This window comes from Streptomyces parvus, from assembly GCF_032121415.1.
Lineage (GTDB): Bacteria > Actinomycetota > Actinomycetes > Streptomycetales > Streptomycetaceae > Streptomyces > Streptomyces globisporus_A.
In genome coordinates, this window is the sequence record NZ_CP135079.1 from 2225971 (window position 1) to 2239714 (window position 13744).

A 13744-nucleotide genomic window follows, 5' to 3' on the forward strand; every position below is an offset into this window, starting at 1 on the left:
AGGAGAGTGCACTCGGGGTCGTCCATTGGACCTACTGGCGGCACTGAGTGCCGCCAACTTACTCATCCTGCCCCCTTGACTCCGGTTCCGGAAGACCTCCGTGATGTTTCCCACCGATTTGATCGATCATTTTTGCGCAGGGGTCACGAGAAGTCTTCGCCGGAGCCGCCCCGGAGCCGGAAATCCAGTGCCGTACAGCGCCTGCCTGCGGAAACCGTGCGGACAGCCTGGCCGATCGCCTTACGTGACCCGACGAGCACGACGAGCTTCCTGGCGCGGGTGACGGCGGTGTAGAGCAGGTTGCGCTGGAGCATCATCCAGGCACTGGTGGTGACGGGGATGACGACGGCCGGATACTCGCTGCCCTGGGAGCGGTGGATCGTCATGGCGTACGCGTGGGCCAGCTCGTCCAGCTCGTCGAAGTCGTAGCCGATCTCCTCGTCCTCGTCGGTGCGGACGGTGAGCCTCTGTCCGTCCGGGTCGAGGCCGGTGACGACGCCGACGGTGCCGTTGAAGACGCCGTTCTCGCCCTTGTCGTAGTTGTTGCGGATCTGGGTCACCTTGTCGCCGACCCGGAAGACCCGGCCGCCGAACCGCTTCTCGGGGAGGTCGGGGCGGCCCGGGGTGATGGCCTGCTGGAGCAGTCCGTTCAGATGGCCCGCGCCGGCCGGGCCCCGGTGCATCGGGGCGAGGACCTGCACGTCACGGCGGGGGTCGAGGCGGAACTTGGCCGGGATGCGACGGGCCGCGACATCCACGGCGAGCTTGCCCGCGTCCTCCGTCTCGTCCTCCACGAAGAGGAAGAAGTCGCTCAGACCCTGGGTGAGGGGCGGCTGTCCCGCGTTGATGCGGTGGGCGTTGGTCACGACCCCCGACTGCTGGGCCTGCCGGAAGATCCGGGTCAGCCGGACGGCGGGGACCGGACTGCCCTCCGCGAGCAGATCGCTCAGCACCTCCCCCGCCCCGACCGAGGGCAGTTGGTCGACATCGCCCACGAGGAGGAGGTGGGCACCGGGTGCCACCGCCTTCACGAGCTTGTTGGCGAGCAGCAGATCGAGCATCGACGCCTCGTCGACGACGACCAGATCGGCGTCCAGCGGGCGGTCCCGGTCGTACGCCGCGGCCCCGCCCGGCTTCAGCTCCAGCAGCCGGTGCACGGTGGACGCCTCGGCCCCGGTCAGCTCGGAGAGGCGTTTGGCGGCGCGCCCGGTGGGGGCGGCGAGCACCACCTTGGCCTTCTTCGCCCGGGCCAGCTCGACGATCGACCGGACGGTGAACGACTTGCCGCAGCCGGGGCCGCCGGTCAGGACGGCCACCTTGCGGCTGAGCGCGAGGCGTACGGCCTGCTCCTGCTCGGGCGCGAGATCGGCCCCCGTACGTGTGGTGAGCCAGGCCAGGGCCCGGCCCCAGTCGACGTCTTTGAAGGCGGGCATCCGGTCCTCGCCGGTGTTCAGCAGCCGCCTGATCTGCCCGGCGAGGGACAGCTCGGCCCGGTGGAAGGGGACGAGGTAGACCGCCGTGATCGGCTCGCCGCCCTCGGGCGACGGCACCTTCTCCCGTACGACGCCCTCCGGATCGGCGGCCAGCTCGGCCAGGCACTCGATGACCAGCCCGGTGTCGACCTGGAGCAGCTTGACGCCGTCCGCGATGAGCCGTTCCTCCGGGAGATAGCAGTGCCCCTGGTCGGAGGAGTGGGAGAGGGCGTACTGCAGACCGGCCTTGACCCGCTCGGGACTGTCGTGCGGGATGCCGACGGCCTGGGCGATCTTGTCGGCGGTGAGGAAACCGATGCCCCAGACGTCGGCGGCCAGCCGGTAGGGCTGGTTCTTCACGACGGAGATCGAGGCGTCCTCGTACTTCTTGTAGATGCGGACGGCGATGGAGGTGGAGACGCCGACGCCCTGGAGGAAGACCATGACCTCCTTGATCGCCTTCTGCTCCTCCCACGCCGCCGCGATCATCTTCGTGCGCTTGGGGCCGAGGCCGGGGACCTCGACGAGCCGCTTCGGTGCGTTCTCGATGATGTCGAGGGTGTCGACGCCGAAATGGGTGGTGATCCGGTCGGCCATCACCGGGCCGATGCCCTTGATCAGCCCGGAGCCGAGATAGCGGCGGATGCCCTGGATCGTGGCGGGCAGGACGGTGGTGTAGTTCTCCACGGTGAACTGCTTGCCGTACTGGGAGTGCGAGCCCCAACGGCCCTCCATCCGCAGCGACTCGCCGACCTGCGCGCCGAGCAGCGCACCGACCACGGTGAGGAGGTCGCCGACCCCGCGCCCGGTGTCGACGCGGGCGACCGTGTACCCGTTCTCCTCGTTGGCGTAGGTGATCCGCTCCAGGACCCCTTCGAGGACGGCCAAGTTGGACATGGCCCGACGCTACCCGGTGCCGCTGACAGTGCGGCGGGCCGACCGCGGCCCACTGACCGCCGCCGGAGTGACCGGGCTCCGCGCCACCCCGCGTGGGACTCAGCGTGCGCTCTCGCCCCTGCTCCGGGCGGCGTTGAAGCGCGCCTTCTTCTGACGGTTGCCGCAGGTGTTCATGTCGCACCACTTACGCGTACGGCTCTGGCTGGCGTCGAAGAAAGCGGCCCGGCACGTCGGTGAGGCGCACAGGGCCAGCTTTCCGTCCCGTTCGCCCGCGATGACGTCGACCGCGTCGGCGGCGATCACGCCGAGGGCGTCCTCCACGGAGGAGGAGCCGAGCCGCCAGCGCCGCTCCCCCTCGGGGGTCAGGACCGCCGCCGCCCGCCCTTCGACGCTGCGGTCGCCGATGACCTGCACCGCGGCGGCGGGCAGAGCCTCCCCGAGCGCGGCGGCCGTCGCGGCGGCGTGGATCGACTCCCTCAACTCCCGCGCGAGGTCGAGCTGTTCAGGAGTGCAGGAGTCCACGGCGAGGCCGTACACCGCCAGCCAGTCGATGAGCCGCCGCGGAACGGGGATCCGCTCCACGGCATCGCCGTAACGCTCCGACAGGGTCCCCGTGAAGCTCGTCGCCAGCACGGTGCCGAGGCGGAAATCAGGAAAGCCAGCACGCATGGAACCACCTTAGCCGGTTGCGGGGCGCCGCAGAGGGCTGTTAGAACCGTCTTAGCCGGTTCACGAAGGGGCGGCGCCGGTCCGGATCGATGGCAGGCCGGCGGCGGCGCCCACGATCGCCAGGAGCCCCCCATGCCCCGCCCGACCAGCGACGTACACACAACCAGCGATGTACACGCCTACGAGACCCACGCGTCCGACGCCGAACTCGACGATCTGCGGGCGCGCCTGGCCGCCGCGCGGCTGCCGGAGGCCGAGACCGTCCGGGGCGCGCCGCCCGGCCCCCGCCGATGGGACCAGGGCGTTCCGCTGGCCGACCTCGCCGATGTCGTGGAGTACTGGCGTACGGGATACGACTGGCGGGCGTTCGAGGAGCGCCTGAACCGGATGGGCCAGTTCCGTACGACCCTCGACGGGCTGGGCATCCACTTCCTGCACCGCCGGTCCGCGCGCGCGGACGCCGTGCCGCTGCTCCTGACGCACGGCTGGCCGGGCAGCGTGGTCGAATTCCTCCACGTCATGGACGAGTTGGCGGACCCCCAGGATGCGGAGTCACCGGCGTTCCATGTCGTGGCCCCGTCGCTGCCGGGCTTCGGTTTCAGTGACAGGCCGGCCACCACCGGGTGGGGTACCGAGAGGATCGCGGCCGGGTGGGTGGAGCTGATGGGGAGGCTCGGATACGGCCGGTTCCTGGCCCATGGCGGCGACTGGGGCGGCAACATCACCACGGTGCTGGGCGGCAGGTTCCCGGACGAGGTGCTCGGCGTCCACTCCACGTTCGCCGAGGCCCCGCCCGGCCTGACCACGGACGGGCTGACGGAGGCCGAGCGCAGGTGGACCGAGGAGACCCGCGACTTCTGGGGCCGCCGCGCGGCGTACGCGAAGCAGCAGGCGACGCGCCCCCAGACCATCGGCTACGCGCTCGTCGACTCACCGGTCGGGCTGCTCGCCTGGATTCTCGACAAGTTCGCCGAGTGGTCGGACACCGAGGACAGCCCGTTCGAGACGATCTCCCGGGACCGCGTCCTCGACAACGTCACCCTGTACTGGCTGACGCGGACGGGTGCGTCGGCGGCCCGTATCTATTACGAGAGCCACGCCTCCCTCGATCCCGCGCTCCGGGTCGACGTGCCGTCGGCGATCACCATGTATCCCCGCGACATCGAGAAGACTCCGCGCCCCTGGGCCGAGGAGCGGTACCGGAACATCGTGCGGTGGCGGTCGCCCGGTTCCGGGGGCCATTTCCCTTCGTTGGAGATGCCCGCCTTCTTCGTCACCGATCTGCGGGAGGGCCTCGCGGCGGTGCTGGCCGCCCGCGAGGCCGCATGAGCCGTCGGATCACATGAGCTTGCGGCGGCCGGTCTCCTCCTGAGGCCGCCCACCGCGCGGTTCGGGCCGGTCCGGCAGGAGCGCGTCGAGCCGGGAGCCGCGGCTCTCCACGACGCGCACGATCTGTTGCAGCGACTCGGTCAGCCTGCCGGCGAGGAAGCGGACCTGTTCCCCGGTGGCCCCGTCGTCGGCCAGCAGGTCGGTGGCATGGCCGAGCAGTTCGTCCGCCATGTCCAGTTGGATGCTCTCGATGTCGTCGGCCATCCGCGAGACATGACCGGTGCCGTCCCCGACGACGTAACAGGGCTTTCCGCCCTCGCCCGACCACGGCAGCAGCCGCATTTCGGAGACTTCGACGCGGTCGCCGCTCACGCTCATGCCGCGCCCCCGCCCACCCGGCCGAGGTGAACACCGTGGGCGGCGATCAGCAGTGCCCCGCCCCGGATGCGCCGCCGCCTCGCCTCGGCGGCGCGTTGCTCTGCCACCCGCTGCTCGTGCGCCACGAAGTACGGGCGCACCAAGGGACTGTCCTCGCCGCGCGGAGGGCGCTCGCCGGTGCGGAAGGCGGTCGGCCCTCCGACGTAGGCGCAGGAGTAGGGATAGACGTGGGCGTACGGGTCGAGCGGGTGCCGTTGACTCCGTACGGCGGGCAGCAATCGCCGCACCGGCTTCAGGAGCCGGGCGATAACGTGCTTCATGTCAGCCTGCTTTCTGGGGATGGCCATGCCCCCGGACCGGTTGCGTCGGTCGCGGGGGTCTCGCTTTCCTCGTCGGGGGTTCAGCTTCGTTCCGTAGTGAACCCATCACAGAGTGGGGTCATCCGTCGCTACGCTGCCAGGGGGTCGGGGATGACAGCGCGTCCGTCAAGACGGGGAGTCGGAGCACATGGGCACGAAGCAGGGGCCGCGCACGCCGAGGCAGAAGTACGGCGAGGAGCTGCGGCTGCGGCGCGTCGCGGCCGGGCTGACGCAGGAGGCCCTGAGTGAGATGGTCGTGTGCTCACCGACCCTCATCAGCCATTACGAGGCGGGGCGGCGGCTGCCCAGTCCGGATGACGCACGGCGGATCGACAAAGCTCTGGGGCCGGACGGGTTCTTCGAGCGGTGGCTGGAGGACCTGGAGACCAAGTACACCGACCATTTCGCGGCCGTGGCGGAGCTGGAGCAGCAAGCGGTGCTCATCCAGCAATTCGCGCTGACACTCGTACCCGGTCTCTTGCAGACGGACGATTACGCACGAGCCCTGTTCCAGGCGTACCGGCCCAACCACCGGCGGGAGGAGGTTGACCAAGACGTTGTCATTCGAACAGAGCGTGCCCGACTCCTCGACGGCCCGATGAATCCCGTGATGTGGACCCTGCTGGACGAGGCGGTGCTGCGACGGCGGGTCGGTGGCCGGCAGGTCATGGCCACGCAGCTGCGCAAGGTCGCCGACATGGCAGAGTCCGGGCGACTGCGGCTGCATGTGCTGCCGTTCGAGGCCGGAGCTCACTCACTCCAGCAGAGCCTGTTGACGCTGATGAGCTTCGCGGACTCCGCCCCGGTGGCGTATGTCGAGGGCTTTCAGACAGGCAACCTGATGGATGATCCACGCTTGGTGGCGTCCAGTCGCTCAGCCTACGATCTCGCTCTGGGCGATGCGTTGTCGCACCAGGAGTCGGTGGCCCGCGTGCGGGCCGCAGCGGAGGAGCACGAGCATGGTCACCATTAGGCGGAGCGTCGCGGACCCGTCCACCCTCACCGGCTGGTTCAAGTCCAGCTACAGCGGCGGGGACCAAGGCGAGTGCCTTGAGGTCGCCCGCGGCCATGCCGCCGTCCCCGTCCGCGACAGCAAGGCCGCCGACGGTCCGGCCATCGTCTTCTCGGCCGACGGATGGTCGTCCTTCGTCACCGCGCTCAAGGGCGGGCGCCTCTCGGCCTGATCGCTCAGCCCATGCTCGCCGCGACCTCGCTCCGCAGCCGCGGCAGCTTGTCGTGCAGGATGCCCGGGCAGAGGGTGTCGCCGAAGTCCTTGTGCCCGTAGAGGCGGCTGGGCGCGATGCCGTACTGGTGGCAGACGTACGCGCAGAGCGCCACCAGGACCTCCCACTGGGCCCGCGGCGGCTGTGCGCCGTCGTGGTACGCGCCCTCGTTGGCGATGCCGATGGCCTGGTCGTTCTGGCCGGACGTGTGGGCGCCGAGGACGAAGTCGCTGCCGCCGCGCAGGGTGCTGAGGCTGCGGTGGCGGCCCTCGGTGATCCAGCCGCCCCGGCTGACGAGGAAGTGGTAACCGGTGTCGGTCCACCCGTTCTCGTCCATGTGGAGGTCCTGGACCCAGTGGGCGTGGCGGTGGGCCTGGGCGCGGGAGACGTCGGCGGTGTCGGCGCTGACCGTATGGTGCACGATGATCTTCGCCGGCCGCTTGCCGACCAGGCTGACCGGGGTCCGCGGCGGACGGGCCTGCCACTGCGCCGTGCTGTCGATGTCCGGTTCGACGACGGCGGCGCGGGCATGGGCCGTGCCCGGTAAGGCGGCTGCGGCCAGGCCGCCGGCTCCGGCGAGCAGGATGTGGCGACGGGACGGCTGCGGAAGGTTCACGGCGGGCTCCTGGTGGGTGCGTGGGGGCAAGGCGGAGGAGGGCGGCGCCGCGTCGGCCGGGTGAGCCGCCGACGGGCTCACCCGGCCGACGCGGGGGCTGGGAGGTTACGCCGTGTTGTTGGCGAGGGCCTGGAGCCGCGCGAAGCTGCCGTTGAACTTGTTGCGGTCCACGTCGCCGGAGACTCCGCCGACCCGGCCGGTGGCCGTGTACTGCCAGATCGTCCAGGTGGGGAAGCCGCTGGGGACGGTCGGGCTGGCGGTGCCCCAATGGGCGATCCAGAGCGGCGACTTGGCGGCCATGCCGGTCCAGCTGCCGGTGCAGGTGTTCCACCAGCTGGCCGTCGTGTAGATGACGACGTCCCGGGTGGTGCGCGCCTTGTACGTGTTGTAGAAGTCGTTGATCCACGTCCGCATCTGGGTCGTGGAGAGGCCGTAGCACATGGCGCCGTACGGGTTGTGCTCGATGTCCAGCACCCCGGGGAGGGTCTTGCCGTCCCCGGACCACCCTCCGCCGCTGCTCGCGAAGTAGCCCGCCTGCGTCGCCCCGTTGGAGACGTCGGGGCGGGCGAAGTGGTACGCGCCCCGGATCAGGCCGGCGTTGTAGGAGCCGGTGTAGTTCGCGCTGAACCGGCTGTCCTTGAAGGTGGTGCCCTCGGTGGCCTTCATGTAGGCGAAGTCGATGCCCGCGGCCTTCACCGAACCCCAGTTGATCGCCCCCTGCCAGTGGGAGACGTCGATGCCCTGGACGCCGCTGGTGTCCATCGGCGTGACCCCGCCCGCCGCCGAGGACGACGCGGGGCCCTGCTCGATGCGGGTGCCCGCCCCCATCCACGCCTGGCCGGACCGGACCGGCTCGTCGGGTGCGGGCGGCGCGGCGGCGGCCGTGCCCGTTCCGGTCACGATCAGCGCCACGGCAGCGCCGAGCGCACCGGCCGGCAGAGCGCATCGGGATCTCTTGAGTCGGCGGGACGGAGAACGGTACGCGAGCATGGCCACCTCCGGGCACGTTGACGAGGACGGGGCGCGCACGGCATGGCATCCGATAATCGGATGCCATGCACATGTCATGAGTAATGCACGGGCACGGAAAGGCGTAAAGGGGCCTTTGGGTCTAGACCTGTGCCGCCGTCCCCCACCTGCGAGAACGTCCCGGAAGGGCGAAAATTTTCATTCCTGAAGGCTGCGGCCGTCACTGCCGGAGGCATGCACACGCCGACCGGCTTGCAGGACATGTCGTACGGGTGCGGCGGGCGGGCCCCCGGCACGCGGTGACAGCGGGCCCGAGCCGCGGGCTCCGGTACCGGGACTCAGACGGTCCGCGTCAGCTTCTTCGCCGTGCTGCAGTGGACGCCCCGACCGTGCCGCCACAACTGCACGGTCGTGAGGGCGAACAGGGCCGTGAACGCGACCAGGAAAACGCCCGCGATCCCGACCTGCCGACCGCCCGGGTCCCGGTCTGCCTGAAGGACGAGAACCAGCAAGGAGATGAGCATCCCGCCGAGGTAGACCGGCCGGATCCGCCGCAACTGCCGTACGGCACGGGGTGCGAGAGCTACACGCTTCGAGGTGGCCATGCCCGCCGGATACCCCGCGTCCGGCCGGCCAGTCACCGGGGCGCCCATTCGCTTCACCGGACCCGGACACAATTCGGTGGCCGGTCCCCCGGCCCCCTTGTTACGGTGCTCGCTCCTCGACCGCGGGACCGACCGCGGGTGACCTCTGGGCGCGAGCCCTGGAAAGCAGTTGATGTATGCCCCGGCCAGTGATTCCGAGCCTCCCTCGTCGCGCCTGTGGCGCCGGGGCGACCGGGCTTGACCGTCCGCGGCCGCCGTACGCGACCGACTGCTGACACCTCACGGCCGGCTGCCGTCGCGCAGCCGTCCGGCCCCGCTCCCCGTACGCCCCTGACACGAGGGGTGCTCGGTACTTCCCTGCTGCTTCGTTCCTCATCTTCGGCAAGGAGTATCCGGGTGTCCCACGACCACCCCCAGCACCGCTCAGCCATGTCCTCCCTGGACACCTTCACCTGCGTCCGCTGCGGACTGACCGTCGCCGCGTACGCACCCGACGGCAGTCGGCGCAACCACTGCCCCAGCTGCCTGCACTCGCAGCACCTCGTCGACCACGTCGAGGGCGGCCGCTCCGACTGCGAGGGCCGGATGACCCCGATCTCCATCGCCGTGCTGCGCACCGGCGACTGGATGGTCGTCCACCGCTGCACCCGCTGCGACGAGCTGACCTCGAACCCGGTCTGCGCGGACGACAACCAGCTGATCCTGATGCGGATGGCCGTACGTCCGCTGGCTCAGCCGCCCTTCCCGCTCGAAGCCTTCGGTGACCTGTGAACCGGGCGACCGGGAGGCTCCGATGACGCGGCGGGGACCCCGGCGGGGATCGGGACGACGTGCGCAGCGGGCCAAGGACGTGCTGCACGGGCCGGCCGGGGCGCGCGGTGACGCGTTCCGGTGCGTCGGCTGCCGGCTCGACGTTCCGCTCGCGGCGCCGGGCACCGCTCACCGTAATCACTGCCCGTCCTGCCTGGTCAGCCTGCATGTGGACGGCCGGGTACCGGGTGACAGGGCGGCGGGGTGCCGCGGGCGGATGGCGCCCCTGAGCCTGTCGGTGCGGCAGGACGGGGAGTGGATGCTCATCCACCACTGCCTCGCGTGCGGGCGGCTCAGCGCCAACCGCATCGCGGGCGACGACAACGCGCTGGCCCTCGTCCGGCTCGCGCTGCGGCCGCTCGCGGACGCGGCGATTCCCGTGCGGGCGATGCTCGCCCTGTGACCCGGGGGCCGCCCGGCGACCGCCGGGCGGCCCCAGGTGAACCCTGTCCCTCAAGTCACCCCGGGTCCTCGCCCGTCAGGCCGTCGACCGACTCGCGGATGAGGTCGGCGTGGCCGACATGGCGGGCGTACTCCTCGACGAGGTCCAGGAGGATGCGGCGGAGGTGGGGGCGTTCACCTCCGCGGGTGACATACGCGCCGAGCTGGTCCAGGCCGGCGCCGGTGCTGAGCGCCTCCTCGACCACGGCCCGGGAGCGGGCCGCCGACTCCCGCCACAGGGCGCGTAGTCGGTCGGGGGCATCCTGGGCGGCGGAGCGGTAGGCCCAGTCCGGGTCGCTGGCCCAGTCGACCGCGTTCCAGGGCGCGCCGACCGGGACCCCGAGCCAGAGGCGGGCGAAGTGGCTGTCCTCGACATGCGCCAGGTGCTTGAGCAGACCGCCCAGGGTGACGGAGGACGCGCCGACCGCGGCCCGCAGTCCGTCCGCGTCCAGGCCGGAGGTCTTCCAGGCCAGCGTGGCCCGCTGGCGTTCCAGCGCGCCGAGGACGGCCGCCGCCTCCGTACCGGCGAGGGGAGGTTCGGGCCATTCCTCCGCTGCGCTCTCCGTCATGGCGGCAGATCCTGACGAACGGCGCAAGGCCGGCCGAGAAAGCGGAATGGGGCCCGGCCTCGCGGCCGGACCCCCCTCGCTTTCCCCTCCCGTCGGGCCTTCCCGTTCCCCCCGGACCCCTCCCCGGAAGTCCCGACGCCATGTGTGACCGGGGAGGGTACCCAAAGGTTGCATCCCTTGACGATCTCTTTACCTTCGGTCGCGTACGGCGCTCTCAGCAGGCATGTTGCACGTACCGTTCCGCCACTTCCGCCAGGACCTCCGCCCCGTCGCGGGCCCACAGCGCCTCGTTGAAGATCTCCACCTCGACCGGGCCGTCGAAGCCGGCGGATTCCACTTCCCGGCGGAACGCCCGGAAGTCGACGCTTCCGTCGCCCAGTTGTCCCCGGCCGAGCAGGACGCCCGCCGGGAGCGGGGTGATCCAGTCGGCCAACTGGAAGGAGTGGATACGGCCGCCCCGGCCCGCGCGGGCGATCTGGGCGGGCGCCTGGTCGTCCCACCAGAGGTGGTAGGTGTCCACGACCACCCCGACCTGTTCGGCCGGGAAGCGTTCCGCGAGGTCCAGGGCCTGGGCGAGGGTGGAGACCACGCAGCGGTCGGACGCGTACATCGGGTGGAGCGGCTCGATCGCCAGGCGTACGTCGCGTTCGGCGGCGTACGGGCCGAGGACCGCCAGCGCCTCGGCCACCCGCTCGCGGGCGCCGCGCAGATCGCGGCTGCCGGACGGGAGACCGCCGGAGACCAGGACCAGGGTGTCGGTGGACAGGGCCGCCGCCTCGTCGATCGCCGCCCGGTTGTCGTCCAGGGCGCGGGCGCGTTCGGCGGGGTCGAGGGCGGTGAAGAAGCCGCCCCGGCAGAGGCTGGTGACGGTCAGCCCGGCGGCCGCGAGGAGTCGGGCCGTGCGCTCGACGCCGTACGCCCGCACCGGGGCCCGCCACAGGCCGACCTTGCCGATGCCCGCCTTGGCGCAGCCCTCGGCCAGCTCCGGCAGCGACCACTGCTTGACGGTCTCCTGGTTGATGCTCAGACGGGCCAGGTCCGCGTTGGTCATCGGGCGCCTCCGTGGACGGCGAGCAGCGCGCGCATGCGGTGTGCGGCCAGGTCGGGGTCCGGGAACAGGCCGAGACCGTCGGCCAGTTCGTACGCCGTCGCCAGATGCGGCAGCGAGCGGGCCGACTGGAGTCCGCCCACCATCGTGAAGTGGTCCTGGTGGCCGGCCAGCCAGGCCAGGAACACCACACCCGTCTTGTAGAAGCGGGTGGGCCGCTGGAAGAGGTGGCGGGACAGCTCGACCGTGGGGTCGAGGAGGTCCCGGAAGCCGTCCACGTCCCCCGTGTCCAGCACCCGTACCGCGTGCGCCGCCAGCGGGCCCAGCGGGTCGAAGATGCCCAACAGCGCGTGGCTGAAGCCGCGCTCGTCGCCCGCGATCAGCTCCGGGTAGTTGAAGTCGTCACCCGTGTAGCAGCGCACCCCGCCCGGGAGGCGGCGGCGGACGTCGACCTCACGGGCCGCGTCCAGGAGGGAGATCTTGATGCCGTCCACCTTGTCCGGGTGCTCGGCGATGACCTTGAGGAAGGTGTCGGTGGCCTCGTCGAGGTCGCGGCTGCCCCAGTAGCCCTCCAGGGCCGGGTCGAACATCGGGCCCAGCCAGTGCAGGACCACCGGTTCCAACGCCTGGCGCAGGAGATGGGCGTACGTGGCGAGGTAGTCCTCGGGGCCTCGGGCGGCGCGGGCCAGGGCACGCGACGCCATGAGGATCGGCTGGACGCCGTGCTCCTCGGCCAGGGCGAGTTGCTGCTCGTAGGCCGTGCGGACGTCCGCGAGCGTGACCTCGCCCGCCGACGGCAGCTGGTCGGTGCCCACGCCGCAGGCGATCCGGCCGCCCACCGCCTTCGCCTCGGCGGCCGAGCGGCGGATCAGTTCGGCCGCGCCCGCCCAGTCCAGGCCCATCCCGCGCTGCGCGGTGTCCATGGCCTCCGCGACGCCCAGGCCGTGCGCCCACAGGTGGCGGCGGAACGCGAGCGTGGACTCCCAGTCGACGGCCGCCGGGTCGTCCGGGCCGATGTCCGCGTACGGGTCCGCGACCACGTGCGCCGCCGAGAAGACCGTACGGGAGGAGGGGGCCCCGACGCCCGGCGTCAGGGTGAGCGGGGTGGCGCGGGGGGTGTAGGGGCCCTGCGGGAGGTGGATCGTGGTCGTCATGCCGGCCGCTCCCCGTCGTTGCGCCAGGCGGTCAGGCTGTACGTCACAGCGTCAGCTCCGGGATGTCGAAGCGGCGGCCCTCCGCGGACGACTTCAGCCCCAACTCGGCCAGTTGGACGCCCCGGGCCCCGGCCAGCAGGTCCCAGGTGTACGGCGCGCCCTGGACGACGTGGCGCAGGAACAGCTCCCACTGCGCCTTGAACCCGTTGTCGAACTCCTGGTTGTCCGGGATCTCCTGCCACTGGTCGCGGAACGACTCGGTGACCGGGAGGTCCGGGTTCCAGACCGGCTTCGGGGTCGACGAACGGTGCTGGACACGGCAGTTGCGCAGTCCGGCGACGGCCGAGCCGTGCGTCCCGTCGACCTGGAACTCGACCAGTTCGTCGCGGTTGACCCGTACCGCCCAGGAGGAGTTGATCTGCGCGACGGCCCCGCCCGCCAGCTCGAAGATGCCGTACGCGGCGTCGTCGGCGGTCGCCTCGTACGGCTTGCCCTGCTCGTCCCAGCGCCGCGGAACATGCGTCCGGACATGCGCGGTCACGGAGGTGACCTGGCCGAACAGCTCGTGGAGCACGTACTCCCAGTGCGGGAACATGTCGACGACGATGCCGCCGCCGTCCTCCGCGCGGTAGTTCCACGAGGGGCGCTGGGCCTCCTGCCAGTCACCCTCGAAGACCCAGTAGCCGAACTCCCCGCGCACGGAGAGGATCTCGCCGAAGAAGCCGCCGTCGATCAGGCGCTTCAGCTTGCGCAGGCCCGGCAGGAAGATCTTGTCCTGGACGACGCCGTGCTTGATACCGGCGTCCCGAGCGAGGCGGGCCAGGTCGAGGGCCCCCTCGACGTCCGTGGCGGTCGGCTTCTCGGTGTAGACGTGCTTGCCCGCCGCGATCGCCTTCTTGATCGCCTCCACCCGGGCGGAGGTGACCTGGGCGTCGAAGTAGATCTCGACCGACTCGTCCGCGAGCACCGCGTCCAGGTCCGTCGACCACTCGGTCAGACCGTGGCGCTCGGCGAGTTCCTCCAGGGCGTGGGCGCGACGGCCGACGAGCACGGGCTCGGGCCACACCACCTCGCCGTCGCCGAGATCCAGGCCCCCCTGTTCGCGGATCGCGAGGATCGAGCGCACCAGGTGCTGCCGGTATCCCATGCGTCCCGTGACGCCGTTCATGGCGATGCGCACTGTCCTGCGTGTCACGAAGTTCCCT

General features: G+C 71.2%; 16 protein-coding genes. 5 read left to right on the plus strand and 11 right to left on the minus strand.

Features of this window, described 5'->3' with window-relative positions; translation table 11 throughout:
* Positions 1–143 precede the first annotated feature (143 nt).
* Together recD2 and RNL97_RS10895 are read right to left on the minus strand one after the other, a co-directional pair.
* Positions 144–2369 carry an SF1B family DNA helicase RecD2 gene (recD2, locus tag RNL97_RS10890; RefSeq protein WP_313750630.1) on the minus strand — a complete coding sequence of 742 codons (2226 nt, stop codon included), beginning with the start codon at positions 2367–2369 and terminating at the stop codon, positions 144–146.
* Between the two features lie 99 nt (positions 2370–2468).
* On the minus strand, positions 2469–3038 hold the full coding sequence (locus RNL97_RS10895; RefSeq protein WP_030592302.1) for a CGNR zinc finger domain-containing protein: 570 nt from the start codon (positions 3036–3038) through the stop codon (positions 2469–2471).
* A 132-nt stretch (positions 3039–3170) separates the two neighbouring features.
* On the opposite strand from RNL97_RS10895, the gene RNL97_RS10900 reads away from it, so the two are divergent.
* On the plus strand, positions 3171–4367 hold the full coding sequence (locus tag RNL97_RS10900; protein ID WP_030592305.1) for an epoxide hydrolase family protein: 1197 nt from the start codon (positions 3171–3173) through the stop codon (positions 4365–4367).
* A gap of 9 nt (positions 4368–4376) precedes the next feature.
* On the opposite strand, the gene RNL97_RS10905 is transcribed toward RNL97_RS10900, so the two are convergent.
* Together RNL97_RS10905 and RNL97_RS10910 are read right to left on the minus strand one after the other, a co-directional pair.
* Positions 4377–4745, minus strand: coding sequence for a hypothetical protein (locus RNL97_RS10905; RefSeq protein ID WP_313750631.1), 369 nt, complete (start codon positions 4743–4745; stop codon positions 4377–4379).
* The gene (locus RNL97_RS10910; RefSeq protein ID WP_313750632.1) at positions 4742–5065 is read right to left on the minus strand and encodes a hypothetical protein; all 324 of its coding nucleotides are present in this window, start codon (positions 5063–5065) and stop codon (positions 4742–4744) included. Before RNL97_RS10910 ends, RNL97_RS10905 begins: the two co-directional genes overlap by 4 nt.
* Positions 5066–5252: 187 nt before the next feature.
* Between RNL97_RS10910 and RNL97_RS10915 the strand changes: the two genes are divergently transcribed.
* On the plus strand, positions 5253–6077 hold the full coding sequence (locus tag RNL97_RS10915; protein WP_313750633.1) for a helix-turn-helix domain-containing protein: 825 nt from the start codon (positions 5253–5255) through the stop codon (positions 6075–6077).
* Positions 6064–6288 carry a DUF397 domain-containing protein gene (locus tag RNL97_RS10920; protein WP_313750634.1) on the plus strand — a complete coding sequence of 75 codons (225 nt, stop codon included), beginning with the start codon at positions 6064–6066 and terminating at the stop codon, positions 6286–6288. Before RNL97_RS10915 ends, RNL97_RS10920 begins: the two co-directional genes overlap by 14 nt.
* 4 nt (positions 6289–6292) lie before the next feature.
* On the opposite strand, the gene RNL97_RS10925 is transcribed toward RNL97_RS10920, so the two are convergent.
* The 3 genes from RNL97_RS10925 to RNL97_RS10935 all read right to left on the minus strand — a co-directional run bounded on the left by RNL97_RS10925 (position 6293) and on the right by RNL97_RS10935 (position 8517).
* Positions 6293–6943, minus strand: coding sequence for a peptidoglycan recognition protein family protein (locus RNL97_RS10925; RefSeq protein WP_313750635.1), 651 nt, complete (start codon positions 6941–6943; stop codon positions 6293–6295).
* A gap of 105 nt (positions 6944–7048) precedes the next feature.
* Entirely contained in the window at positions 7049–7933 is an 885-nt protein-coding gene (locus RNL97_RS10930; RefSeq protein WP_030592325.1) for a GH25 family lysozyme, read from the minus strand.
* A 317-nt stretch (positions 7934–8250) separates the two neighbouring features.
* Positions 8251–8517, minus strand: a complete 267-nt coding sequence (locus RNL97_RS10935; protein ID WP_030592327.1) for a hypothetical protein — start codon at positions 8515–8517, stop codon at positions 8251–8253.
* Between the two features lie 429 nt (positions 8518–8946).
* Here RNL97_RS10935 and RNL97_RS10940 point away from each other — a divergent pair, with 429 nt between their 5' ends.
* Both RNL97_RS10940 and RNL97_RS10945 read left to right on the plus strand, forming a co-directional pair.
* Positions 8947–9288 carry an RNHCP domain-containing protein gene (locus RNL97_RS10940; RefSeq protein WP_032766718.1) on the plus strand — a complete coding sequence of 114 codons (342 nt, stop codon included), beginning with the start codon at positions 8947–8949 and terminating at the stop codon, positions 9286–9288.
* A 22-nt stretch (positions 9289–9310) separates the two neighbouring features.
* A complete protein-coding gene (locus RNL97_RS10945) occupies positions 9311–9730 on the plus strand; it encodes an RNHCP domain-containing protein (protein ID WP_030592331.1) in 420 nt (139 codons plus the stop codon).
* A 55-nt stretch (positions 9731–9785) separates the two neighbouring features.
* On the opposite strand, the gene RNL97_RS10950 is transcribed toward RNL97_RS10945, so the two are convergent.
* The 4 genes from RNL97_RS10950 to RNL97_RS10965 form a co-directional block, all read right to left on the minus strand.
* Positions 9786–10337 (minus strand): mycothiol transferase, encoded by a 552-nt coding sequence (locus tag RNL97_RS10950; protein WP_243314066.1) that lies wholly within the window; start codon positions 10335–10337, stop codon positions 9786–9788.
* 214 nt (positions 10338–10551) lie between these two features.
* Positions 10552–11388, minus strand: coding sequence for a sugar phosphate isomerase/epimerase family protein (locus RNL97_RS10955; protein ID WP_243314067.1), 837 nt, complete (start codon positions 11386–11388; stop codon positions 10552–10554).
* Positions 11385–12539 carry a dihydrodipicolinate synthase family protein gene (locus RNL97_RS10960; RefSeq protein ID WP_313750636.1) on the minus strand — a complete coding sequence of 385 codons (1155 nt, stop codon included), beginning with the start codon at positions 12537–12539 and terminating at the stop codon, positions 11385–11387. Before RNL97_RS10960 ends, RNL97_RS10955 begins: the two co-directional genes overlap by 4 nt.
* 43 nt (positions 12540–12582) lie before the next feature.
* Entirely contained in the window at positions 12583–13734 is a 1152-nt protein-coding gene (locus tag RNL97_RS10965) for a Gfo/Idh/MocA family protein (protein ID WP_313750637.1), read from the minus strand.
* Positions 13735–13744: the final 10 nt, after the last annotated feature.

Bases quoted from the DNA above. Each gene is read 5' to 3' on its own strand.
- recD2 (WP_313750630.1), bottom strand. From the start codon at position 2,369: ATGTCCAACTTGGCCGTCCTCGAAGGGGTCCTGGAGCGGATCACCTAC.
- RNL97_RS10895 (WP_030592302.1), bottom strand. From the start codon at position 3,038: ATGCGTGCTGGCTTTCCTGATTTCCGCCTCGGCACCGTGCTGGCGACG.
- RNL97_RS10900 (WP_030592305.1), top strand. From the start codon at position 3,171: ATGCCCCGCCCGACCAGCGACGTACACACAACCAGCGATGTACACGCC.
- RNL97_RS10905 (WP_313750631.1), bottom strand. From the start codon at position 4,745: ATGAGCGTGAGCGGCGACCGCGTCGAAGTCTCCGAAATGCGGCTGCTG.
- RNL97_RS10910 (WP_313750632.1), bottom strand. From the start codon at position 5,065: ATGAAGCACGTTATCGCCCGGCTCCTGAAGCCGGTGCGGCGATTGCTG.
- RNL97_RS10915 (WP_313750633.1), top strand. From the start codon at position 5,253: ATGGGCACGAAGCAGGGGCCGCGCACGCCGAGGCAGAAGTACGGCGAG.
- RNL97_RS10920 (WP_313750634.1), top strand. From the start codon at position 6,064: ATGGTCACCATTAGGCGGAGCGTCGCGGACCCGTCCACCCTCACCGGC.
- RNL97_RS10930 (WP_030592325.1), bottom strand. From the start codon at position 7,933: ATGCTCGCGTACCGTTCTCCGTCCCGCCGACTCAAGAGATCCCGATGC.
- RNL97_RS10935 (WP_030592327.1), bottom strand. From the start codon at position 8,517: ATGGCCACCTCGAAGCGTGTAGCTCTCGCACCCCGTGCCGTACGGCAG.
- RNL97_RS10940 (WP_032766718.1), top strand. From the start codon at position 8,947: ATGTCCTCCCTGGACACCTTCACCTGCGTCCGCTGCGGACTGACCGTC.
- RNL97_RS10945 (WP_030592331.1), top strand. From the start codon at position 9,311: ATGACGCGGCGGGGACCCCGGCGGGGATCGGGACGACGTGCGCAGCGG.
- RNL97_RS10950 (WP_243314066.1), bottom strand. From the start codon at position 10,337: ATGACGGAGAGCGCAGCGGAGGAATGGCCCGAACCTCCCCTCGCCGGT.
- RNL97_RS10955 (WP_243314067.1), bottom strand. From the start codon at position 11,388: ATGACCAACGCGGACCTGGCCCGTCTGAGCATCAACCAGGAGACCGTC.
- RNL97_RS10960 (WP_313750636.1), bottom strand. From the start codon at position 12,539: ATGACGACCACGATCCACCTCCCGCAGGGCCCCTACACCCCCCGCGCC.